A 20,333-nucleotide genomic window follows, 5' to 3' on the forward strand; every position below is an offset into this window, starting at 1 on the left:
GAGCCCGGGATTACTGCGGTTGAGCCGCCGCCAACAGCTCCTTGGTGTAGGGATGCTGGGGCGAGTCGAACACCTCATGGCTGGCGCCGTGCTCCACCACTTTACCGTCCTTGATCACGATCATGTCGTGGGCCAGGGCGCGGACCACTGCCAGATCATGGCTGATGAACAGGTAAGTCAGGCCATGCTTTTCCTGAAGCTGGCGGAGCAGGGCGACCACTTGCTTTTGCACGGTGCGGTCCAGGGCTGAGGTCGGTTCGTCCAGCAGAATCAGGGCCGGCTTGAGCACCAATGCCCGGGCGATGGCGATGCGTTGGCGCTGGCCACCGGAGAATTCGTGGGGGTAGCGGTGGCGGCTCTGCGGGTCGAGGCCGACTTCCTGCAGCGCCTGGATCACCTGCGCTTCACACTGCTCGGAACTGGACGAGCTGTGGACCTCAAGGCCTTCACTGATGATCTGCTGCACCGACATGCGAGGGCTGAGGCTGCCGAACGGGTCCTGGAACACCACCTGCATCTGCTTGCGCCACGGTCGCAGGTCTTTCTGCGACAGATGATCGAGGGCTTGTCCCTGGAAGTGGATGCTGCCTTCGGATTCGATCAATCGCAGGATCGCCTGGCCGAGGGTGGATTTGCCGGAACCGGATTCACCGACGATGCCCAGGGTCTTGCCGCGCTGGATCGTCAAGCTGATGCCGTCCACGGCGCGCAGGTATTCCTTGCGCCGGAACAGCCCGCCGCCCAGGGCAAAGCTGACGCGCAGATCCTGCACTTGCAAGACGTCTTCGCGTTCGTCACGGGGCAGGGCTTCGCCTTCCGGTTCGGCGTGCAGCAACTCGCAGCTGTAGGGATGCTTCGGCGCGCTGAAGAGCGTTTCGCACGGCGCCTGTTCGACGATTTCCCCGGCCTTCATCACGCACACCCGTTGCGCGATGCTGCGCACCAGGTTCAGGTCGTGGCTGATCAGCAGCAGTGACATGCCGAGTCGTTGCTGCAGGGACTTGAGCAGCAGCAGAATCTTGCGCTGCACCGTCACGTCGAGCGCGGTGGTCGGTTCGTCGGCAATCAACAGTTCCGGTTCGCAGGCCAGGGCCATGGCAATCATCACCCGCTGTCGTTGGCCGCCGGAGAGTTGATGCGGGTAGGCCTTGAGGCGTTCGGTGGGTTTCTGGATGCCCACCAGGGCCAGCAACTCCAGAATGCGCTGGCGCGCGGCCTTGCCGCCCAGGCCCTTGTGCAGCATGAGGGTTTCGCCAATCTGCTTTTCGACGCTGTGCAGCGGGTTCAGCGAGGTCATGGGCTCCTGGAAGATCATCGCGATCCGGTCCCCGCGCAGTTCGCGCAGGACCCTGGCCTCGGCGTCCACCAGTTCCTGGCCGCGATAGCGAATGCTGCCGGTGGTACGGCTGCCGGTTTGCGGCAGCAGTTGCAGGATCGAATGGGCCGTTACCGACTTGCCGGAGCCTGACTCGCCCACCAGGGCCAGGCATTCACCGGGGCGGATATCCAGGCACAGGTTGCGCACCACGGTTTGGTCGTTGAAGGCCACGCTCAAGTCGCGGATTTCGATCAGGTTGTCGCTCATCTCAGGGTTCCGCTTCATGGCCGTGGATCAGGATCGGGGGTCGAATGCATCGCGCAACGCCTCGCCAATGAACACCAGCAGAGAAAGAATCAGCGCCAGGGTGAAGAACGCCGTCAGGCCCAGCCACGGCGCTTGCAGGTTCTGTTTGCCCTGGCCGATCAACTCGCCCAGCGACGCGCTGCCCGCCGGCATGCCGAAGCCGAGGAAGTCCAGGGCGGTGAGGGTGGAAATCGCCCCGGTGAGGATGAACGGCAGATAACTCAGGGTGGCGTTCATCGCGTTGGGCAGGATATGCCGCACAATCACCTTGCGGTCGGACAGGCCCAGGGCTCTGGCGGCTTTGACGTATTCAAGGTTGCGTCCGCGCAGGAACTCGGCGCGCACCACATCCACCAGGGCCAGCCAGGAAAACAGTGCCATGATTCCCAGCAGCCACCAGAAATTCGGCTCGACAAAGCCGGACAGAATGATCAGCAGATAGAGCACCGGCAGCCCGGACCAGACTTCCAGCAGGCGTTGCCCCAGCAGGTCCACCCAGCCGCCGTAATACCCCTGCAAGGCACCGGCGCTGATACCGATCAGCGCGCTGATGGCCGTCAGGGCCAGGGCGAACAGAATCGACACCCGTGCCCCGAAGATCACCCGGGCCAGCACGTCCCGGGCCTGATCATCGGTGCCCAGCCAGTTCACCGACGAGGGCGGGCTTGGGGTCGGCTGGTTCAGGTCGTAGTTGGGTGTGTCGTCGCTGAACGGGATCGGCGGGAACAACAGCCAGCCGCCGTCCTTGTGGATCAGATCCTGCACGTAGCTGCTGCGGTAATCGGCCTGGAACGGCAACTGCCCGCCAAACTCCTGTTCGGTGTAGCGCTTGAACACTGGGAAATACAGCGACCCCTGGTAACTCACCAGCAACGGCTTGTCGTTGGCGATCAATTCGCCGCCCAGGGTCAGCATGAACAGGCCGATGAACAGCCACAGCGACCACCAACCCCGGCGATTCTTCTTGAAACGCTCAAAACGCCGGCGGCCCAAGGGTGACAACTTGAACATCAGGCGTTCCTCGCGGCGAAGTCGATACGCGGGTCCACCAGGGTGTAGCACAGGTCGCCGATGAGTTTGATCAGCAAGCCGAACAGCGTGAAGATGAACAGCGAACCGAACACCACCGGATAGTCCCGGGACACCGCGGCTTCATAGCTCATGCGTCCCAGGCCATCGAGGGAGAAGATCACCTCGATCAGCAAGGAGCCGGCGAAAAACACGCTGATGAACGCCTGGGGAATCCCTGACACCACCAGCAGCATCGCATTGCGGAACACATGGCCATACAGCACGCGTCGTTCGCTCATACCCTTGGCTCGCGCGGTGACCACGTACTGGCGGGTGATTTCGTTGAGGAACGAGTTCTTGGTCAGGATCGTCAAGGTGGCGAAACCGCCAATCACCAGCGAAGTGACCGGCAGGACCAGGTGCCAGAAATAATCGGTGATCTTGCCCAGTGTCGACAGCGACTCGAAGTTGTCCGACACCAGCCCGCGCACCGGAAACCAGTTCAACGACGTGCCGCCGGCAAACATCACGATCAGGAACATGGCGAACAGAAATGCCGGCATGGCGTAGCCGATGATGATCGCCGTGCTGCTCCACACATCGAAGGCCGAGCCATGGCGCACGGCCTTGCGGATGCCCAGGGGAATCGACACCAGGTAGGTGATCAGCGTGGCCCAGAGCCCGAGGGAAATGGTCACCGGCATCTTCTCCAGGATCAGGTCGGTCACCGTGGCGCCGCGAAAGAAACTCTTGCCGAAGTCCAGTCGGGCGTAGCTGCTGAGCATCAACCACAAACGCTCATGGGCCGGTTTGTCGAAGCCGTATTGTTTTTCAATGTACTTGATCAGCTGTGGATCGAGGCCGCGACTGGCTCGCGAACTGCCGGTCATGGCAGTGCCCGAACTGCCGACACTGGCGCCGCCGATGCCTTGCAGGTGAGCGATGGCCTGTTCCACCGGCCCGCCCGGAGCGGCCTGCACGATGACGAAGTTCACCAACAGGATGATGACCAGCGTCGGAATGATCAGCAGCAAGCGCCGCGCGATATAGGCCCACATCAATGCCGCCCTCCAGGGGAGCCGCGTTTGAGGCGTTCGGCGGCCATCTGCTCGTTGGTCAGCGGTGTGGTGCTCATTTCCCACCAGCTTTCGATGGCTTCGTCATTGCTGGCCTGCACTTTGGGTCTGCCAAAGCGGTTCCACCAGACGGTCGAACTGCCCGGCGGGTAGTAGTTGGGGATCCAGTAGTAATTCCATTGCAGCACCCGGTCCAGGGCGTGGGCATGGCGGAGCATGTCGCGCTGGGTGGTGGCTTTGACCAGTCCGTCGATCAGGGCATCGACGGCCGGATTCTGCAAGGCCATGTAATTGTTGGCGCCCGGATCGTTGGCCGCCGCCGAGCCGAAATAGTTATAGAGCTCCATGCCCGGCGAAGTGCTGACGGGATAGCCGGTGATGATCATGTCGTAGTCGCGACTCATCAGGCGATTGACGTATTGGGAGGCGTCGATGCGCCGGATGCTCATGTCGATGCCGATCTGTGCCAGGGTGCGCTTGTAGGGCAGCAATAGCCGGTCGAGGCCGTTCTGGCTGATCAGGAACGTGAAGCTCAGCGCTTCCCCCTCGGCATTGACCAGGCGGTCGCCGTCGGGTTTCCAGCCGGCCTGTTGCAGCAGTGCCAGGGCTTGCAGTTGTTTGTCACGGATCACGCCGCTGCCGTCGGTTTTCGGTGCGTGGAAGACCTGGCTGAAGACTTCCTCTGGGACTTTGCCGCGCAACGGCTCGAGAATCGCCAGTTCGTCGGCATCGGGCAGTTGCCGGGCGGCCAGGTCGGTGTTGGAGAAAAAACTCTGCTGGCGCACATAGAGGTTGCGCATCATCTGGCGGTTGCTCCACTCGAAATCCCAGAGCATGGCCAGGGCTTGGCGGACACGCCGATCCTGGAACTGCGGTTTTTGCAGGTTGAACACGAAGCCTTGGGCCGTTTGGGGAGCCTCGGTGGCCAGGTGGGCCTTTTGCAGGCGACCGTCATGCAGGGCTGGGCTGTCATAGCCGATGGAATAACCGGTGGCGGAGAACTCGCGATTGTAGTCATAAGCGCCGCCACGCAAGACCTGCCGCGCCACATCGGTATCGCCGAAATACTCGATGCTGAAATGGTCGAAATTGTAGAGCCCGCGACTGACCGGCAGGTCCTTGCCCCACCAGTCGGGGTTGCGCTCGAAGGTGATGCTGCGTCCCGAGTCGATCCGGCCCACCCGATAGGGGCCACTGCCCAGCGGGGCTTCGTAGCCACCTCCACTGGCAAAATCGCGGGTTTTCCACCAGTGCTCGGGAAAGACCGGCAGTGTGGCGATGTCCAGAGGCAGGGTACGGTTCTCGTTGTTCTTGAAGTCGAAGCGAACGGTGCGCTCGGATTCCACTTCGACGCCTTTGACGGCGGCGAACTGGGTGCGATACCGCAGGCTGCCCTGGGTCATCAACAGCTCGAAGGTGTAGCGCACGTCCTCGGCGGTGATGGGCCTGCCATCGGCAAACCGGGCCTTGGGATTGAGGTAGAAGCGCAAGGACAGGCCATCGTCGGCGCGTTCCATCTTCTGCGCCACCAGGCCATAGACGGTGTAGGGCTCGTCCAGCGAGCGCTGAGCCAGCGGCGAATACAGCATTCCATCGATCTGGCTGACGCCGATGCCTTTGTCGATGTAGGGCAGGACGTGGTCGAAATGGCCGATCTCGATGGCCGAGCGGCGCATGGTGCCGCCTTTGGGGGCCTGGGGATTGGTATAGGCGAAGTGGCTGAAGCCCTGGGGGTACTTGGCTGGTTCGCCATACACCGTCAGGGCATGTTGCGGTGTGGCATCCACACCGGCGGCACCTGTCAGCAGGACCACGGCAGTGAACAGCAGTGAAGGGAACGCCAGTCGCATTGTCAGCCTTAAAGCCGGGTGATAGATGACCACGATTTGTACGCGAGCTACGCCTTGATCGCTAGCCCCTTGGCCTGACACAAACACAACGGCCCACCGAAGGGCGGGCCGTTATGTCGATAAGCCGGGATCAGTCCTGGCGGCTGGTCACTTCCAGCAGGTGATAGCCGAACTGGGTCTTGACCGGACCCTGCACCACATTGATCGGGGCACTGAATACCACGGTGTCGAATTCCTTGACCATCTGGCCTGGACCGAACGAACCCAGGTCGCCGCCCTGACGGCTGGACGGGCACGAGGAGTTGGCCTTGGCGACTTCAGCGAAATCGGCGCCGGCTTCGATCTGAGCCTTGAGTTCGTTGCACTTCTCTTCGCTGGAAACCAGGATGTGGCGGGCAGTGGCTTTGGCCATGGGTAAAATTCCTTTCAATAGCTTTAAAGGTGTTGAGCCTACCGGAATCACTGACCGGTTGTTGTCAAAAATGCGTCAAAACCTTGAGTCTGTCGATCAAAGGCCGGCTTTGCGCAGGCGTTCGGCGTGGCGCACGTAAAGCTCCACCGGGTCTGTACCCTTGCGGCTGCAACCGGCTGTCTGGTTGATGGCGTCCATGTGGTCCAGTGGATAGTCAGAGCGAATGACCTTGCCCAGGTGCGAGCTGAAGCGTCCCACCAGGCCGTCGTTCTGCCCGGCTTCGGTGATGAAATACTCGGAAAAGGCCCGGCAGAAACCCTGCAGTGGGTCCATCGCATTGCATGCTCCGTTCTCGGAGTCCGGCAACGTGCCGCTCCATGAGTAGTAGCGCACCCCGTTGACCCTTTGTGCTCCGTTGCCGCCCCAGTGTTTGGGCAGGCCTTGGGGGTATTTGTCATTGAACGCGCCTACGCCTTCGGTGGTCAGCGCCGCCAGTGCTGCGATGGCCGCGTGTGGCAGTTGCGCCTGGCCGCCCAGCAGCGAGATGAAGTCAGCAAAAAGCGTGGCGACTTTATCCGCCACATGCTCTGGTAGGCGCCCCGGGGTCAGGGCTTTGTAGAGGAAATCTATCAGTTCGGAGCCATGATTGGGGCCGCTGACCGAGGTCACCGAGGCCACCCTGTCGGGGGCAACAGCGCCGGCGTATCGGGCGGCCAGCGCGCCCTGGCTGTGACCGATCAGGTTGACCCTGGTGGCGCCGGTGCCGCTCAGGATCCGATCGATCTGTGCCAGCAGTTGTTCACCACGGGCTTCATTGGAATGTGTCGCTGACAAATAGGGGATGAACACCCGGGCACCGGCGGCGCGTAATGCCTGTTTGATCCCGTGGAAGAGTTCGAAGCCGCCGACCCTGTCAAACCCGAACAACCCATGGACCAGCAGGATGGGAAATTGAGTGGTTGCATTCCGTTGCATGTTCGTACCTTTTTCGAAGAGGTTCCTGTTGAATTCGCGACGTCACTCTAATGCAGGCTTGTGCTGGACGGTGTAGGAAGAAACCGCAGTGCTCTGCTGAAAACGGAATAGAAGAAGTGGGAAGGGTCGGACTGGAGCCGGACGGATCTGAGCGTATCGGGATACTTCCGATTGCCCTTGGCGCTTGCGGCTACAACTTCACCGGCACCAGGCCACTCCCGTGGTCGTCTTGTCTGACTGTGGGTTTGGGACGGTCGAGGTTTAATGGCTTCATCGGGTGCCGCGATATGAACGCGGTGCCTTTATCCAAGGACTGGAGCCTATGTATGACCACTTACCCATCTGCCCCGCGAGCCCGGCTCGCACCCCTGACGAAATTGCCGGCCCCGTTTCTGGCAGCGGCCACGGCAGGGGTGATCAACCCCGCTTGGCGCAAGGTCGTCATCACCGTCAAGCCATATCCAATGATGACGTGCGGAGATGAAGTGCTGCTGTTCTGGCACGGACTCAATTCAGACGCCGAACCCTATCGGCATGAAGTGCGAAGGTTCATCACTGAGCGGCATGTGGGGCGAGATGTCGTTTTTGTTGTGCGCGAGCCGCATATCGCCGAGCTGGACGGCGGCTCGCTGGAGATCAGCTACCAGGTGACGAGCAAACGGCTGCCGGCCACGCTGGTTTCCCAGCCTTTGCAACTGGATATCGGCGATGTTTCCTTGCAACTGCCGGCCGCCGTTGTCAACGATGCCGTGGGCGGCAGCCTGGACCCGGCGCGGGTGCCCGAAGGAACGTGCGTGACCATCAAACCCTATTCCAGAATGGCCGTCGGCGACCGGTTGATCCTGATTGCCAGCAACGATTCCAGGGCCGTTTGGCGCGATGTGCTGGATATCGAGGCTCATGCCGTCGGCCGCGAGGTAGCGTTCTGGGTCGATCATGCGCTGATTGCCCCTCATGAGGGTCAAAGCCTGAGCCTGACCTATGTCGTCCGGCGCGGACATTCGGTGCGTCGCGCCGAGCCCCTGTCGTTGCACTTGGGGCCTTTGCGACGTCCTGCTCTGAAGGCGCCGCGGATTGCGGGATTGAACGCGGGCGGGCTGGATGTCGACGGGTTACAGGAGGGGGTGAGTGTCGTCATCGACGGTGCCGGGCTTGAGGCTGACGAGCTGGTCTGGCTGCAGTGCAACGGCAGTTACGCGCATGTCGCCGAGCGCGAAATCACCGCGGCGACGGCAGGTCAAGCGCTGACCTTTGTAGTGCCTGCGGCGTTCTGGCAGGACCAGCGCGGCAGATCGGTGCATTTGTTTTATCAGGTCGAGCGCCTGGACGATGTGAGCCAGCATTCGGAGTGGGTCACCGTCCAGGTTCGTTCCGCGGCGAAAAGCTGAGCGTCCTCGCTGGGGAGGGCGCTTTCAGGATTCAGGCCGACACCAGTTGACGATGGGCCTGACGCAGCAGTTGCTCGGTGGTCGCCCAACCCAGGCAGCCATCGGTCACCGATACGCCGTAACGCAGCGACGGGCCCAACGACTGGCAACCTTCGAACAGGTGGCTTTCCAGCATCATGCCGATGAGGGAGTGGTTTCCTTGCAGGCGCTGTTCCAGGACGTCGTTGAACACCTGAGGCTGGCGCAACGGGTCTTTGCCACTGTTGGCGTGGCTGCAATCCACCATGATCCGGGCCGGTATTTTCAGGCGGGTCAGGTCATTGTGTATCTGTGTGACGCTCTGGCGGTCATAGTTCGGCCCGCGATGGCCGCCGCGCAGCACCAGATGAGTGTCGGGGTTGCCCTGGGTCTGGATGATCGCCGGATGCCCCTGGCTGTCGACGCCGAAATGCCGATGAGGATGGGCTGCCGAGCGCATGGCATCGCAGGCGATGCCAACACCGCCGTCCGTGCCGTTCTTGAAACCGACCGGCATGCCCAGGCCGCTGGCCATTTCCCGGTGGATCTGCGATTCGGTGGTACGCGCGCCGATGGCGACCCAACTGAGCAGGTCATCGAAGTAGTTGGCGGCCATGGGTTGCAGCAGTTCGGTGGCCACAGGCAGGCCCAACTGGAGCATTTCGCGCATCAGTTCCCGGGACAGCGTCAGGCCGCCGGCCATGTCATCGCTGCCATCCAGGCCAGGGTCGTAAGCGAGGCCTTTCCAGCCTACCGTCGTGCGGGGTTTTTCCACGTAGGCGCGCATCACCAGCAGCATGCTGTCGCTGACTTCATGGGCCACGCGCGCCAGGTTGGCAGCGTATTCGAGGGCCGATTTCGGATCGTGGATGGAGCAGGGGCCGACAATGACCAGCAGGCGGGAGTCCTCGCCGTCGAGGATCGAGCGGATTGCCTGGCGATGGGCATTGACCTGTTGGCTCAGCGCCGAGCTGAGGGGCAATTGTTGCTTGAGTTGCAATGAGCTGGGCAGACGCAGGGTCAGGGCTTCATTGGCGGGGTTTAGAGTGGACAGCGGCAAAGCAGAGACGGACGAATTCATGATCTGGTTTCCTGGGCGGGCAGCGGGTTCATTCCCGCGCGCCGGCCCTATTGGGGTGTTCGACAATTGGCCGTATTGGCCCGCAACTGAGGCTTGCCACCGGTAGGTGACCGATCGGAGGCGGCAGGCTGTCCCGAGCGGTGGCTGGTAAATCGCCAGGCGGAAAAACTGTCGTAACGGTAATAAGTGGCGTAGTTCATGGCTCAATCCTCAAGTTTGTCTGGTGTCGCAAAAATGTGTGGGGCTGAAAAAACAAAACCCCCGGTCGGGAGGCCGACCGGGGGTTAGAAAACTCTGGAAGGCGACCCGTTTAAATTGGGCGCCGGTTGGGTATCAGGCGCGCCAGTGGCTAAACCAATACCCAAAATAAAAGCTGACCGGAGTCTGAACACTGTTCTCCCAGGCAGCCGCAACCGAGCGCGGGGCGCTGGCGGTTTGAAGCGATGCGAGGGCGTTGAACATGGTCTGTCTCCGATGAATGGCCCTGAGCTTACTAGAGCAGGGCGGGCCGGTTCAATCAGAAAATTCTATCGTGGGCATGTGATTGTTCATCCTGGCTTGAGTCCGGCGGGCTTTATGACAAACTTTGGGTTTGCACCTTCTCTCGATCTGGCTTTCGGCCTGAGCGAGTTGTGGTGCCCGACGGTTATCGGGCCCAGTCGTATGGGTGACCATTCTTTGAAGAGGTACACATGAGTTTCCAGTGGCGTGCGGCAACGGCCGAGGACATCGCCTTTGCCCGGCAACTGACGTGCATCAACATGCTTCCCTATTACTTGCACCATGATTTGTTATGGCAGGACGAAGCATTCGATCTGGCCTGGATCATTCGTCAGAACTGGATCATCTGCCGCGAGGGGCAAGCGTTGGGTTTTGTGAGTCTGAGTCGTGATGCCCGGGCGTTGTATATCCGGGAGCTACAGATTGCCGAGGCGTTTCGGGGGCAGGGCGCCGGCACCTGGGCGATCGGTCAGGTTTGGGACATGATGATGCAGGAGCGTCGCCCGGCGTTACGCCTGACGGTTTTCAAGAACAATCCGGCCAGGGTGCTCTACGAGCGCATGGGGCTGCAGGTGGTCGGCGAGGATGAATGTTTCCTGAGGATGGAACGGGCCGCCAGGGCTTGAGGCCTCGGATTGCGTGCCTGTGAAAGACGCGTTGTAACTTTTATATGTCCCTTTGCGCTAGGTCTGCCGGATGGTTTTTGCTAAGGTGTTGGGCAACCCAAATAAGACCAAATCGTGAGGTGTCTGCTTGATTAGGGTGTTAGTGGTCGACGACCATGATCTCGTCCGTACGGGCATTACACGAATGCTGGCTGATATCGACGGTCTGCAGGTGGTTGGTCAGGCTGAATCCGGGGAAGAGTCCCTTATCAAGGCGCGTGAACTGAAACCCGACGTGGTACTGATGGACGTCAAGATGCCAGGCATCGGCGGTCTTGAAGCCACGCGTAAACTGCTGCGCAGCCACCCGGACATCAAGGTGGTCGCGGTGACCGTGTGTGAAGAAGATCCGTTCCCGACCCGGTTGTTGCAGGCGGGTGCTGCGGGTTACCTCACCAAGGGCGCCGGCTTGAACGAGATGGTCCAGGCCATTCGCCTGGTATTTGCCGGTCAGCGTTACATCAGCCCGCAAATTGCCCAGCAGCTGGCAATCAAGTCGTTCCAGCCGACCAATGAATCGCCCTTCGATGCGCTGTCGGAACGGGAAATCCAGATTGCCCTGATGATTGTCGGTTGCCAAAAGGTGCAGATCATCTCCGATAAGCTGTGCTTGTCGCCTAAAACCGTCAACACCTACCGTTACCGAATCTTCGAGAAGCTGTCGATCAGCAGCGATGTCGAGTTGACGCTGCTGGCGGTGCGCCACGGCATGGTCGATGCCAGCGCCTGATAATGACTGAACTGTTTGATCCAAGTGCTTTCCTGTCCACATGCAGCGGTCGCCCAGGCGTCTATCGCATGTTCGACAGCGATGCGCGTCTGCTTTACGTCGGTAAGGCCAAGAACCTCAAGAAGCGTCTGGCCAGCTACTTTCGTAAAACCGGCCTCGCGCCAAAGACCGCCGCCCTGGTGGGGCGCATCGCGCAAGTCGAAACCACCATCACCGCCAATGAAACCGAGGCCTTGCTGCTCGAGCAGACGCTGATCAAGGAATGGCGGCCGCCGTACAATATTCTGCTGCGTGACGATAAGTCCTACCCGTACGTGTTCCTGTCCGACGGGGCATTTCCGCGTCTGAGCATCCACCGCGGGGCCAAGAAGGCCAAGGGCCGGTATTTCGGTCCTTACCCCAGCGCTGGGGCGATCCGTGAAAGCCTGAGTCTGTTGCAGAAGACCTTCTTCGTTCGCCAATGCGAAGACAGCTATTACAAGAACCGTACCCGACCATGCCTGCAATATCAGATCAAACGCTGCAAAGCGCCTTGCGTCGGGTTCGTCGAACCCCACGTCTACGCCGAAGACGTGCGCCACTCGGTGATGTTTCTTGAAGGTCGCAGCAATGCGTTGACCGACGAACTGTCGGCGGCGATGGAGGACGCGGCGGTCAATCTTGAGTTTGAGCGGGCTGCCGAGCTGCGTGACCAGATCGGGCTGCTTCGCCGCGTGCAGGATCAGCAGAGCATGGAAGGCGGCAGCGGCGACGTTGACGTGATCGCCGCGTTCATCAACCCGGGTGGCGCCTGCGTTCACCTGATCAGCGTGCGCGGCGGTCGGGTGCTGGGCAGCAAGAACTTCTTTCCCCAGGTGGGTATCGAGGAAGACGTGGCCGAAGTCATGGCGGCGTTTTTGGGCCAGTACTACATCAGCAGCCCGGAGCGCGACCTGCCTGCCGAGTTGATCGTCAATGTGGTCCACGAAGACTTCCCAGCCCTGGTCGAGGCCATTGACAAGCTTCGTGGTCGTGAACTGACCATCAGCCATCGCGTGCGTGGCACCCGGGCGCGCTGGCAGCAACTGGCCGTGACCAACGCCGAACAGGCCCTTGGCGCACGCTTGGCCAACCGCCAGCATGTGGCTGCACGGTTCGATGCCTTGGCCGATGTCCTTAACCTGGACGAGCCGCCGCAGCGGCTGGAGTGCTACGACATCAGTCACTCCAGTGGCGAAGCGACCGTGGCATCTTGTGTGGTGTTTGGTCCGGAGGGCCCGATCAAGTCCGATTACCGGCGCTACAACATTGAGGGCGTTACCCCGGGCGATGATTATGCGGCGATGCATCAGGCGCTGATGCGCCGGTTCGGCAAGCTCAAGGACGGGGAGGGCAAGCTGCCGGACATCCTGCTGGTGGACGGCGGCAAAGGCCAGCTGTCCATGGCCCGCGACGTATTGAACGAGCTGATGGTCCCCGACCTGATCCTGCTGGGCGTGGCCAAGGGCGCCACCCGCAAGGCCGGTTTCGAGACCTTGTACCTGAACGATGCGGCCCATGAGTTCACCCTGAAAGGGGATTCGCCGGCGCTGCACCTGATCCAGCAGATCCGTGACGAAGCACACCGTTTCGCCATTACCGGACACCGCGCCCGCCGGGGCAAGACCCGCCGTACATCGACGCTGGAAGGTGTGGCAGGGGTTGGCCCGACGCGACGTCGCGATCTATTGAAACATTTTGGTGGATTGCAGGAGCTGTCTCGTGCCAGCATCGAAGAGATAGCCAAAGCTCCCGGTATCAGTAAAAAGCTCGCTGAGTCGATTTATGCAAGCCTGCATAGCGAGTAGAATGCCCGTCAACCTCGCAGCCAGTTGTGCCGATGAATATCCCAAATCTGATTACCGTACTCCGCGTCCTGCTCATCCCGATCTTCATTTTGCTGTTCTATTTGCCGTACCACTGGAGCTATGTGGCCTCCGCCTCGGTCTTTGCCTTCGCCGCCGCCACCGACTGGCTGGACGGCTACCTGGCCCGACGCCTGGAGCAGAGCACGCCTTTCGGCGCCTTCCTGGACCCTGTGGCCGACAAGCTGATGGTCGCGGTCGCCTTGGTTCTGCTGGTGCAGGAGCACGGCAACCTCTGGCTGACCCTGCCGGCGGCGGTGATCATCGGCCGCGAAATCGTCGTATCAGCACTGCGCGAATGGATGGCCGAACTGGGCGCCCGTGCCCAGGTGGCAGTATCGAACCTGGGCAAATGGAAAACCGCCGCGCAGATGCTGGCGCTGGTGATCCTGCTGGGCAACCCGGCTAACTTCAATTTCTGGGTGCTGTTGGGCTACGCGCTGCTGCTGATCTCCGCAGGCCTGACATTGTGGTCGATGGTTCAGTACCTGCGCGCCGCCTGGCCGCATCTGCGCACTGACGTAGACCCGAAATAAAAGTTTTTTGAATCAAAGGGTTGACGGCGTAATCTGAATCTATAGAATGCGCCACACCAAGACGCGGGAATAGCTCAGTTGGTAGAGCACGACCTTGCCAAGGTCGGGGTCGCGAGTTCGAGTCTCGTTTCCCGCTCCAAGATTCAGAAAAAAGCCACTCAGATGAGTGGCTTTTTTTTTGTGCGCTGAGAATGCCTTAGCGCTGGATACACTGACTGCTGAATGTTCGGACATTTCAGTGGGGGGGCATTCATTAAGTTCATTGGTTGGCTCAACGCCATGAGACTTGACCCCGCTCGCGCACCGATCTCGCGGGGGCACGATTAAGGGCTATTCGACCTATGGGCGTGCGTCGGATCGCTCACGATGTCTCGAGTACCACGGCCGGCTTGAGCGGTGTCGCCTGGTAGACCAGTAGTTGCCATTGCTCACCGGTTTTCTGCCACGCCGTGAGCGTTCGATTGTGCAGATGTTTTCTTATTCCTCCGGAGGTGACTATGGTGACCATTTCACCTAACGCGATCGCTAGATCACCCACCCGCGTCACCTTGTCGATCTGATGATTGAGGGTGTGATAGATGAACTCCCGAGAACGGCATTTCTCAAGATAACTCTTGAGATCGTCCACCACACCAGTGGCGTGGATGTAGGTCAGGTCTGGGTGGAACAAGTAGCTGAAGATATCCAGGTGCCCGCCGAGCATGGCGGCACTGCGTTGAGCCTCACAAGTCCGAATGACCAGGTCGATCTGATCGTTATGCGTCATTAGCCGTTCCTCGCGCCGCAGTGACGATGATTTCAATCAGAAGTTTGCCGCCTAGATCGACACCGTAGCAGGCACGCTGGGGCCAGTGCTGGGGGTTGTCGCCGATCCATCCGGCCCAGATTTCATCGACTGTGGATTTGCTGCCCATGTCTGCCAGCAGCACCTGAGCCGATAGCATGCGCGAAGCGTGAGAGCCAAGGCCTTTGAGGCTGATGCTCAACGCGGCGAGGGCTTGGTGAGTCTGGCCGACGATGTCCAGTGAGGTGTCCGCGGAAGTTGCCACGGTGTAAACGATATCTGCGTAGGCGCAGGAACGGCTACGTCCTGCGTGGCCGCTTGGGACGCGTTCAATTGTCTGCATAGGGGACTTCATCCAAGTTGAAGTAAGGCAGAAGCTAGCATCGACCAGCTTCTGTCATCCGTGATTAAACCGGCTGCGTTGCTTCTTCTGCGGCAATGGCGGCCTGCACGCTTGGACGTGCTTCCATACGCGCCATGAACGACGCCAGTTCAGGCCAGTTCTTGATGTCGATATTGAAGAACGGCAGCCACTTCAGCACCGTGAACAGGTAGGCATCGGCCAGGCCGAAGGCGCTCAGCAGGTAGTCTTTGTTCACCAGGCTCTTGTTCAGGTAGTCCAGGCGCTTAAACAGTTTCTGGCGGAAGATTTCTTTGGTGGGCTCAGGGATATCGGCATTGAACAGCGGTGCGCTACCGCCATGGATTTCTGAGGTGATGAAGTTCAGCAGTTCCTGCAAACGCGTGCGCTCCCAGGTGCCGTTGGCCGGTGCCAGTGAGTTGCCCGGAACCTGATCGACCAGGTATTGCACGATGGCCGGACCTTCGGTCAACACTTGGCCATTATCCAGCATCAGTGCGGCGACGTATCCCTTTGGGTTGATGTCGCGAAAGTCACGCCCGTCTGCCGTTGCTTTGGTCTTGTTGTTGACTCGGATCAGTTCGAAAGGCAGGCCCAGCTCACGCATCACGATGTGTGGCGACAGGGAACAGGTCATAGGGGCAAAGTACAGTTTCATGTGTATCTCCTTGTTAAGCGGGCGACGCGTGCCCGAACGTGTTGCCGTTCCAGGTCTGAAACGGCTGCGAGCCTCGTTCCAGACATATTGGTGCCATGTCATCGAACGGTAAAATTACGATTTTATGCACCCATCATTAGGTGCTCTTATGTCGATTCAGGCGACTTTCGCTTCAGTACTGCGAACCGTCATCGGGATGTCGCTGCCGAGGGTCGATTTGCGAATTTCATTGAGAAACGCCTGGGCAGAAGGCGTGTTTTCGCCGGCGGGTGAGCAAACCAGGCCGAACTCGCGATAGATCGGTTTGCTCAATTCGAAGACCCGCATTCCCCGGCGATCAACCGGCAGTGTCGAAGCCGGTACGATCGAAATCCCCATGCCTTCACTGATCAACGCAAACGCGGTGGTCCAGTCGCGTACTGTGATCTTGACGTCCTTCAGCTTGAGTCCTTCACGTTCTACCAGCGACTGACCATTAAGGTAGCAGCCGCCGGTGGCGAGGATGAACGGCTCTTCCACCAGATCCTTGAGCGCGACGGTGCTGTGTGAGGATTTGCGCGCCAGGTCATGGGTCGCGGGTATTGCCGCCACCCATGAATCGCGGCCCAGCAACAGCGCACCACGGGAAGGGCAGGGATTCATCACGACGCCAAGATCGATACTGCTGTTGGCCAGCCATTGCTCAACTTCTTCGTCGGTGCCTTCGAGCGAAACGATTTCTATGCCTGGATGCAGCCGACTGAAGCCTTGCAGCAACGGCGGCAGCAGGTTGGCAAATACGGAAGGAAAACTTGCGAGTTTGATTCGTCCCAGGTGACACCCGCGCGACGCATCTACCAGATTCTGGATCGATTCGAATTCGCTGAGCATGCGGCGCGCGCGGTCGATGATCTGCTGCCCGATGGCTGTCGCGGTGGTCTGACGACGGTCGCGCACGAACACTTTTACGCCCAACGCTTCCTCCATCTGCGTCAGGGCTTGGCTTGCGCCCGACTGGGTAATGCCATAGCGCTCAGCGGCGCGAGAAACATTTTCGGCGTCAGCCACGGCGACCAACAGGCGCCAATGCATGAGGTTCATCATTTCAGTAGTTCCTCTTATGTTCGGGTATTCGAGATTTAATTTTACGAAGTGCGCTCACCGCCTCAGGATCGCTCCTGAATACACAGTGAGGTGTTGGAAAGTGGGCAAAACCCTATCAATGGATCTGGTGGCCAGACCCGCCTCGGCGGCGCCTGTTCTGGTGAGCGTGGCGTTGAGTTCATTCATGGTTGCGCTGGATGCCACAGCGCTGAATGTCGCACTGCCGAGCATTGGGCGTGACCTGGCAACGGGGATGGATCGGCTGCAATGGATCGCCGGCGCCTACACTTTGGTATTTGCCAGTCTGCTGTTGTCTGCCGGTGCGTTGAGCGATCGGCTGGGGGCGAGGAAAGTTTTTCTGTTTGCCCTGTTGGTGTTCACGGGTGCATCGATTGCCTGCGGATCGGCCCACGGCGTTGTCGAGCTGATTGCCGCGCGGGCGGTGCAAGGTGTCGGTGCGGCGCTTATGCTACCCAGTTCTATGGCATTACTGGTCGAGGCGTATCCTGATCCCAAGGCGCGGGCCAAAGCTGTTGCCTTGTGGGGCGGGATTTCAGCGCTTGCGCTGGTGAGCGGTCCGTTATTGGGCGGTGTGCTGGTGGAGCTGGTCGACTGGCGCTCGATTTTTTATCTGAACGTGCCGTTCTGCCTGATTGCCCTGGTGTGCTGTGCGCTACGCAGCAGTGTCATTGCCATTCAGCCGTGTTCGATTGACTGGACGGGGCAAGTGCTTTCGGCACTGGCGCTGGTGTCGCTAATCTTCGCGTTGATTGAAGGGCCGGTATGGGGCTGGGAACATGCGTGGGTCATCGCGACATTGCTGCTAGCGCTGATCTCGGGCGTGGCGTTTATCTATTCGCAGCGGAGACGGCGCGAACCGATGTTGCCGTTGCACCTGTTTGAGTCGAGAACTTTTTCTGCCGCGATAGGCGCCGGATTTCTGCAAACGCTGGCGTACTACGGCAGCCTGTTTGTGCTGCCATTCGCGCTGCAGGGGCAGGGCCGAACACCTGTGGAAATCGGCGTGGCGATGATCCCGATGACAATTGCGACTGGCGTCATGGCGAGTCTTTCTGGGCGGCTGTCGAACGCCTTCGGTGCCCGTTCAGTCGGTGTCGCAGGCATGTTTTGTGGAGCGTTCGGGGCTGCATTGCTGGCGTTGTTCGGAATGGAGAGCATTAGCCTGATGCTCGGGGGGCTGTTGATCGGGCTGGGCGGTGCGACCTTGCCGGTGATCGTCGGCGCTTGCCTGGCGAGTGTGCCGAGCGGCAAGATCGGCGTCGGCTCTGGAGTGCTCAATGCCGCTCGCCAATGTGGCGGGGTGACGGGGATTGCTTTACTCGGCGCTACGCTCGAAGGATCGGGACGCGCCACTGGCGCCCTGTCGATTATTGCGCTGTCGTTTGCAGCTGCAGCAGTGCTGACCGTGATGCGGCTGTACACCGACGAAGTCGATGTCGTGAGTGAATGCTGACCGGCGCGCTCAAGCTCGCCGGTGAGTGTTTCGATGAATCGACGTTGCGTTGGTCCAGATTGTGAAAGAGCGATTCGGCAAGGCGCCGAGGCACACTTACCGAAGATGCAGCTAAAAGTGACGTTCAACCCCAGCGACGTACCGTCCCGCTATCAAGGCCCAACAAATCGAGCATGCGGCCGACCGTATGATCGACCATGTCTTCGATCGATTGCGGCCGGGCGTAAAACGCCGGTACCGGCGGCATTACGATGCCGCCCATTTCACAGGCCTGAGTCATGCTGCGCAGGTGCCCAAGATGCAACGGCGTTTCCCGCACCATCAGAATCAATGGCCGGCGCTCCTTGAGCGTCACATCGGCGGCACGACTGAGCAGGCTGCCGGTGATGCCGCTGGAAATCTCCGAAAGACTTTTGATTGAGCACGGAGTCACCACCATACCCAATGTCTTGAACGAGCCACTGGAAATCGATGCGCCGATGTCCGCCGGATCGTGTACGACACTGGCAAGCGCTTTGACATCAGCCACTTTCATATCAAGTTCGTGAGCCAGGGTGACTTGGGCCGATTTGGTCATGATCAAATGAGTAGCAATGCCCAGTTCGCGCAGCAGCACCAATGTGCGCACGCCGTAAATTACGCCGCTGGCACCGCTGATGCCGACCACGATGCGTCGTTCAGGGCTGCTCATGGGAATCCACCACGTTGTCGAATACGCTGACCAGCGGTGCTTCGCCGGGAAGACCCAAATCGGTCCAGCGTTCGCGCACTCGTTCGTAGATCGAGGGGCGCAACAGAGTGCGCGTCGGGAAACTGTGAATGTTGCGGTAATCCTTGCATGCGTTGATCAAGGCCTTGGAGCCGAAGAAACGTTTCTCCGGCGGATTCTGTGCCGGGTCCAGCGGCGAGCCGCGGGTGTTGCGCAGAATGTCGATGTCATCGCTGGGGGTGGCGCGCGTAGCCATGGCCCATAGCACCTGATTCATGTCGGTGGGATCGACGTCTTCATCCACCGCGACGATCCATTTGCTGATGTATGCGCCGCCGGGCACTTGACTGGCGAGCGCCAGCGCTTGCGCCGCATGTCCGGCGTATTTCTGTTGAAGACTGATGATGATCATGCCGAACGCTCCGGCAGCGGCGGGCGGGCAATACACTCCTTGGATGCCCTGGATCCCGAGTTTGTCGAGGTCGCTCCAGATCTTGGCCGAGCGGATGGTGGAGAAGAACGCGCTTTGCTCGTTCGAGGGGAAATCAGCCATCAGCGCATTGGTCAGAATCGGACGGGTTCGGTAGTGTAGGGCGGTAACTTCAATCAGCGGGCAATCGATGTCCTTATAGCCGTAGTAGCCGGTGAACTCGCCGAAAGGCCCTTCTTCACGGGTCGAGCCGGGACGAATCAAACCTTCGATGACAATCTCCGCCGCGGCCGGAATAAGCAGGTCGGAGTTTTTCGCGCGTACGACTTCAACAGGTTTGCCTTTGATGCCGCCGGCAAAATCGTATTCGCTGACGCCAGGCGGCAACGATTGCGAACCGACCACCATCATCAATGGGTCGACACCCCAGGCTGCCGCTACGGGCAGCGCTTCACCCTTTGCCCACGCTTGATGAATATGGCGCAGGGCGTCCTTGCCCGGTGCCAGCGACAGGCCGACCTCGCGAGCCCCCTGGATCATCATCCGATAGGTGCCGACGTTCAGGTAGCCGGACTCCAGATCCCGGGTGAACACCGCATCCGCTGTACCGGCGTAGGCTCCGCCATCCCTTGGCCAGTGTTTGGGGATCGGCAGGCGGGTGAGGTCGATGTCGTTACCCGTGAGTGTGTTCTGGTAGATCGGCGCGGCTTCAGCCGAGATTTCAAGCGGAGCTATGCTGTGTTTGAGCTTTTCTTTGGTTCGCCGGATTAGTTCCATGGTCGGTGTATCTGGAGCCTCCTCAAGGGTGATCGCGGTGCGCGCCACGCTCGGACCAAAAATGTTCCACAAATGACGCAAGCCCAGTGGCGAGTCCGCTTGGTCGAAGAGCACCGCAGGCGAGGTGGTTTGGCGGGCCACCAGATAAGTGATGGCGCTCATTTCTTCAATCGGGTCGACGGCTTGCGAGACGGTTTGCAGTTCGCCGATCTTTTCTGCTCGTGCCAGCCAGTCTCGAAGGTCGGTAACTGGTTCAATCAGTTTGTTCATCTTGTGTATCCGCGGGGACTGAATAGAAAAACGACGG

General features: G+C 60.0%; 19 protein-coding genes and 1 tRNA gene. 7 read left to right on the forward strand and 13 right to left on the reverse strand.

Annotated features, from left to right (window positions below; genetic code table 11):
- Positions 1-10: 10 nt before the first annotated feature.
- From MKS85_RS11045 to MKS85_RS11070, 6 genes are all read right to left on the reverse strand, one after another.
- Positions 11-1,585 (reverse strand): ABC transporter ATP-binding protein, encoded by a 1,575-nt coding sequence (locus MKS85_RS11045; RefSeq protein WP_139049663.1) that lies wholly within the window; start codon positions 1,583-1,585, stop codon positions 11-13.
- A 27-nt stretch (positions 1,586-1,612) separates the two neighbouring features.
- Entirely contained in the window at positions 1,613-2,635 is a 1,023-nt protein-coding gene (locus MKS85_RS11050; protein ID WP_047227850.1) for an ABC transporter permease, read from the reverse strand.
- Entirely contained in the window at positions 2,635-3,693 is a 1,059-nt protein-coding gene (locus MKS85_RS11055; RefSeq protein ID WP_139049664.1) for a microcin C ABC transporter permease YejB, read from the reverse strand. Before MKS85_RS11055 ends, MKS85_RS11050 begins: the two co-directional genes overlap by 1 nt.
- Positions 3,693-5,561, reverse strand: a complete 1,869-nt coding sequence (locus MKS85_RS11060; protein ID WP_139049665.1) for an extracellular solute-binding protein — start codon at positions 5,559-5,561, stop codon at positions 3,693-3,695. The genes MKS85_RS11055 and MKS85_RS11060 overlap by 1 nt, the downstream gene beginning before the upstream one ends.
- Before the next feature lie 130 nt (positions 5,562-5,691).
- A complete protein-coding gene (locus MKS85_RS11065; RefSeq protein ID WP_007898306.1) occupies positions 5,692-5,973 on the reverse strand; it encodes a peptidylprolyl isomerase in 282 nt (93 codons plus the stop codon).
- A gap of 96 nt (positions 5,974-6,069) precedes the next feature.
- Positions 6,070-6,948 (reverse strand): triacylglycerol lipase, encoded by an 879-nt coding sequence (locus MKS85_RS11070; RefSeq protein WP_047227853.1) that lies wholly within the window; start codon positions 6,946-6,948, stop codon positions 6,070-6,072.
- Positions 6,949-7,274: 326 nt separating this feature from the next.
- Between MKS85_RS11070 and MKS85_RS11075 the strand changes: the two genes are divergently transcribed.
- Complete coding sequence (locus MKS85_RS11075) at positions 7,275-8,336, forward strand: hypothetical protein (RefSeq protein ID WP_257220686.1); 1,062 nt, start codon at positions 7,275-7,277, stop codon at positions 8,334-8,336.
- 31 nt (positions 8,337-8,367) lie between these two features.
- Here MKS85_RS11075 and MKS85_RS11080 read toward each other — a convergent pair whose 3' ends face one another.
- Entirely contained in the window at positions 8,368-9,435 is a 1,068-nt protein-coding gene (locus tag MKS85_RS11080) for a 3-deoxy-7-phosphoheptulonate synthase (RefSeq protein WP_139049666.1), read from the reverse strand.
- A 692-nt stretch (positions 9,436-10,127) separates the two neighbouring features.
- On the opposite strand from MKS85_RS11080, the gene MKS85_RS11085 reads away from it, so the two are divergent.
- The 5 genes from MKS85_RS11085 to MKS85_RS11105 all read left to right on the forward strand — a co-directional run bounded on the left by MKS85_RS11085 (position 10,128) and on the right by MKS85_RS11105 (position 13,889).
- On the forward strand, positions 10,128-10,562 hold the full coding sequence (locus tag MKS85_RS11085) for an N-acetyltransferase (protein WP_076384052.1): 435 nt from the start codon (positions 10,128-10,130) through the stop codon (positions 10,560-10,562).
- Positions 10,563-10,689: 127 nt separating this feature from the next.
- Entirely contained in the window at positions 10,690-11,331 is a 642-nt protein-coding gene (uvrY, locus tag MKS85_RS11090; RefSeq protein WP_024781217.1) for a UvrY/SirA/GacA family response regulator transcription factor, read from the forward strand.
- Positions 11,332-11,333: 2 nt separating this feature from the next.
- A complete protein-coding gene (uvrC, locus tag MKS85_RS11095) occupies positions 11,334-13,157 on the forward strand; it encodes an excinuclease ABC subunit UvrC (RefSeq protein ID WP_139049667.1) in 1,824 nt (607 codons plus the stop codon).
- A 32-nt stretch (positions 13,158-13,189) separates the two neighbouring features.
- Positions 13,190-13,750 carry a CDP-diacylglycerol--glycerol-3-phosphate 3-phosphatidyltransferase gene (gene pgsA, locus MKS85_RS11100; protein ID WP_047227859.1) on the forward strand — a complete coding sequence of 187 codons (561 nt, stop codon included), beginning with the start codon at positions 13,190-13,192 and terminating at the stop codon, positions 13,748-13,750.
- 63 nt (positions 13,751-13,813) lie between these two features.
- Positions 13,814-13,889 (forward strand) — tRNA-Gly (locus MKS85_RS11105).
- Positions 13,890-14,111: 222 nt separating this feature from the next.
- Here the strand turns inward: MKS85_RS11105 and MKS85_RS11110 are convergent.
- From MKS85_RS11110 to MKS85_RS11125, 4 genes are all read right to left on the reverse strand, one after another.
- Positions 14,112-14,516, reverse strand: coding sequence for a nuclear transport factor 2 family protein (locus MKS85_RS11110; protein WP_139049681.1), 405 nt, complete (start codon positions 14,514-14,516; stop codon positions 14,112-14,114).
- Positions 14,506-14,877, reverse strand: a complete 372-nt coding sequence (locus MKS85_RS11115) for a Rid family hydrolase (RefSeq protein WP_139049682.1) — start codon at positions 14,875-14,877, stop codon at positions 14,506-14,508. The genes MKS85_RS11110 and MKS85_RS11115 overlap by 11 nt, the downstream gene beginning before the upstream one ends.
- A 64-nt stretch (positions 14,878-14,941) precedes the next feature.
- Positions 14,942-15,553 carry a glutathione transferase GstA gene (gene gstA, locus MKS85_RS11120; protein ID WP_139049683.1) on the reverse strand — a complete coding sequence of 204 codons (612 nt, stop codon included), beginning with the start codon at positions 15,551-15,553 and terminating at the stop codon, positions 14,942-14,944.
- Positions 15,554-15,709: 156 nt separating this feature from the next.
- Positions 15,710-16,636, reverse strand: coding sequence for a LysR family transcriptional regulator (locus MKS85_RS11125; RefSeq protein ID WP_171061345.1), 927 nt, complete (start codon positions 16,634-16,636; stop codon positions 15,710-15,712).
- Between MKS85_RS11125 and MKS85_RS11130 the strand changes: the two genes are divergently transcribed.
- Positions 16,623-18,110, forward strand: coding sequence for an MFS transporter (locus tag MKS85_RS11130; RefSeq protein ID WP_139049684.1), 1,488 nt, complete (start codon positions 16,623-16,625; stop codon positions 18,108-18,110). The two genes, MKS85_RS11125 and MKS85_RS11130, sit on opposite strands and share 14 nt — an antisense overlap.
- A 124-nt stretch (positions 18,111-18,234) precedes the next feature.
- On the opposite strand, the gene MKS85_RS11135 is transcribed toward MKS85_RS11130, so the two are convergent.
- Complete coding sequence (locus MKS85_RS11135; RefSeq protein ID WP_139049685.1) at positions 18,235-18,801, reverse strand: UbiX family flavin prenyltransferase; 567 nt, start codon at positions 18,799-18,801, stop codon at positions 18,235-18,237.
- The gene (locus tag MKS85_RS11140) at positions 18,788-20,296 is read right to left on the reverse strand and encodes a UbiD family decarboxylase (RefSeq protein ID WP_139049686.1); all 1,509 of its coding nucleotides are present in this window, start codon (positions 20,294-20,296) and stop codon (positions 18,788-18,790) included. The genes MKS85_RS11135 and MKS85_RS11140 overlap by 14 nt, the downstream gene beginning before the upstream one ends.
- Between the last annotated feature and the right edge of the window lie 37 nt (positions 20,297-20,333).

Origin of the sequence: Pseudomonas sp. JL2, from assembly GCF_031570495.1 — a bacterium.
In the GTDB taxonomy this organism is placed as follows: Bacteria; Pseudomonadota; Gammaproteobacteria; order Pseudomonadales; family Pseudomonadaceae; genus Aquipseudomonas; species Aquipseudomonas rhizophila.

Bases quoted from the DNA above. Each gene is read 5' to 3' on its own strand.
- MKS85_RS11045 (WP_139049663.1), bottom strand. From the start codon at position 1,585: ATGAGCGACAACCTGATCGAAATCCGCGACTTGAGCGTGGCCTTCAAC.
- MKS85_RS11050 (WP_047227850.1), bottom strand. From the start codon at position 2,635: ATGTTCAAGTTGTCACCCTTGGGCCGCCGGCGTTTTGAGCGTTTCAAG.
- MKS85_RS11055 (WP_139049664.1), bottom strand. From the start codon at position 3,693: ATGTGGGCCTATATCGCGCGGCGCTTGCTGCTGATCATTCCGACGCTG.
- MKS85_RS11060 (WP_139049665.1), bottom strand. From the start codon at position 5,561: ATGCGACTGGCGTTCCCTTCACTGCTGTTCACTGCCGTGGTCCTGCTG.
- MKS85_RS11065 (WP_007898306.1), bottom strand. From the start codon at position 5,973: ATGGCCAAAGCCACTGCCCGCCACATCCTGGTTTCCAGCGAAGAGAAG.
- MKS85_RS11070 (WP_047227853.1), bottom strand. From the start codon at position 6,948: ATGCAACGGAATGCAACCACTCAATTTCCCATCCTGCTGGTCCATGGG.
- MKS85_RS11075 (WP_257220686.1), top strand. From the start codon at position 7,275: ATGACCACTTACCCATCTGCCCCGCGAGCCCGGCTCGCACCCCTGACG.
- MKS85_RS11080 (WP_139049666.1), bottom strand. From the start codon at position 9,435: ATGAATTCGTCCGTCTCTGCTTTGCCGCTGTCCACTCTAAACCCCGCC.
- MKS85_RS11085 (WP_076384052.1), top strand. From the start codon at position 10,128: ATGAGTTTCCAGTGGCGTGCGGCAACGGCCGAGGACATCGCCTTTGCC.
- uvrC (WP_139049667.1), top strand. From the start codon at position 11,334: ATGACTGAACTGTTTGATCCAAGTGCTTTCCTGTCCACATGCAGCGGT.
- pgsA (WP_047227859.1), top strand. From the start codon at position 13,190: ATGAATATCCCAAATCTGATTACCGTACTCCGCGTCCTGCTCATCCCG.
- MKS85_RS11110 (WP_139049681.1), bottom strand. From the start codon at position 14,516: ATGACGCATAACGATCAGATCGACCTGGTCATTCGGACTTGTGAGGCT.
- MKS85_RS11115 (WP_139049682.1), bottom strand. From the start codon at position 14,877: ATGCAGACAATTGAACGCGTCCCAAGCGGCCACGCAGGACGTAGCCGT.
- gstA (WP_139049683.1), bottom strand. From the start codon at position 15,553: ATGAAACTGTACTTTGCCCCTATGACCTGTTCCCTGTCGCCACACATC.
- MKS85_RS11130 (WP_139049684.1), top strand. From the start codon at position 16,623: ATGAGGTTCATCATTTCAGTAGTTCCTCTTATGTTCGGGTATTCGAGA.
- MKS85_RS11125 (WP_171061345.1), bottom strand. From the start codon at position 16,636: ATGATGAACCTCATGCATTGGCGCCTGTTGGTCGCCGTGGCTGACGCC.
- MKS85_RS11135 (WP_139049685.1), bottom strand. From the start codon at position 18,801: ATGAGCAGCCCTGAACGACGCATCGTGGTCGGCATCAGCGGTGCCAGC.
- MKS85_RS11140 (WP_139049686.1), bottom strand. From the start codon at position 20,296: ATGAACAAACTGATTGAACCAGTTACCGACCTTCGAGACTGGCTGGCA.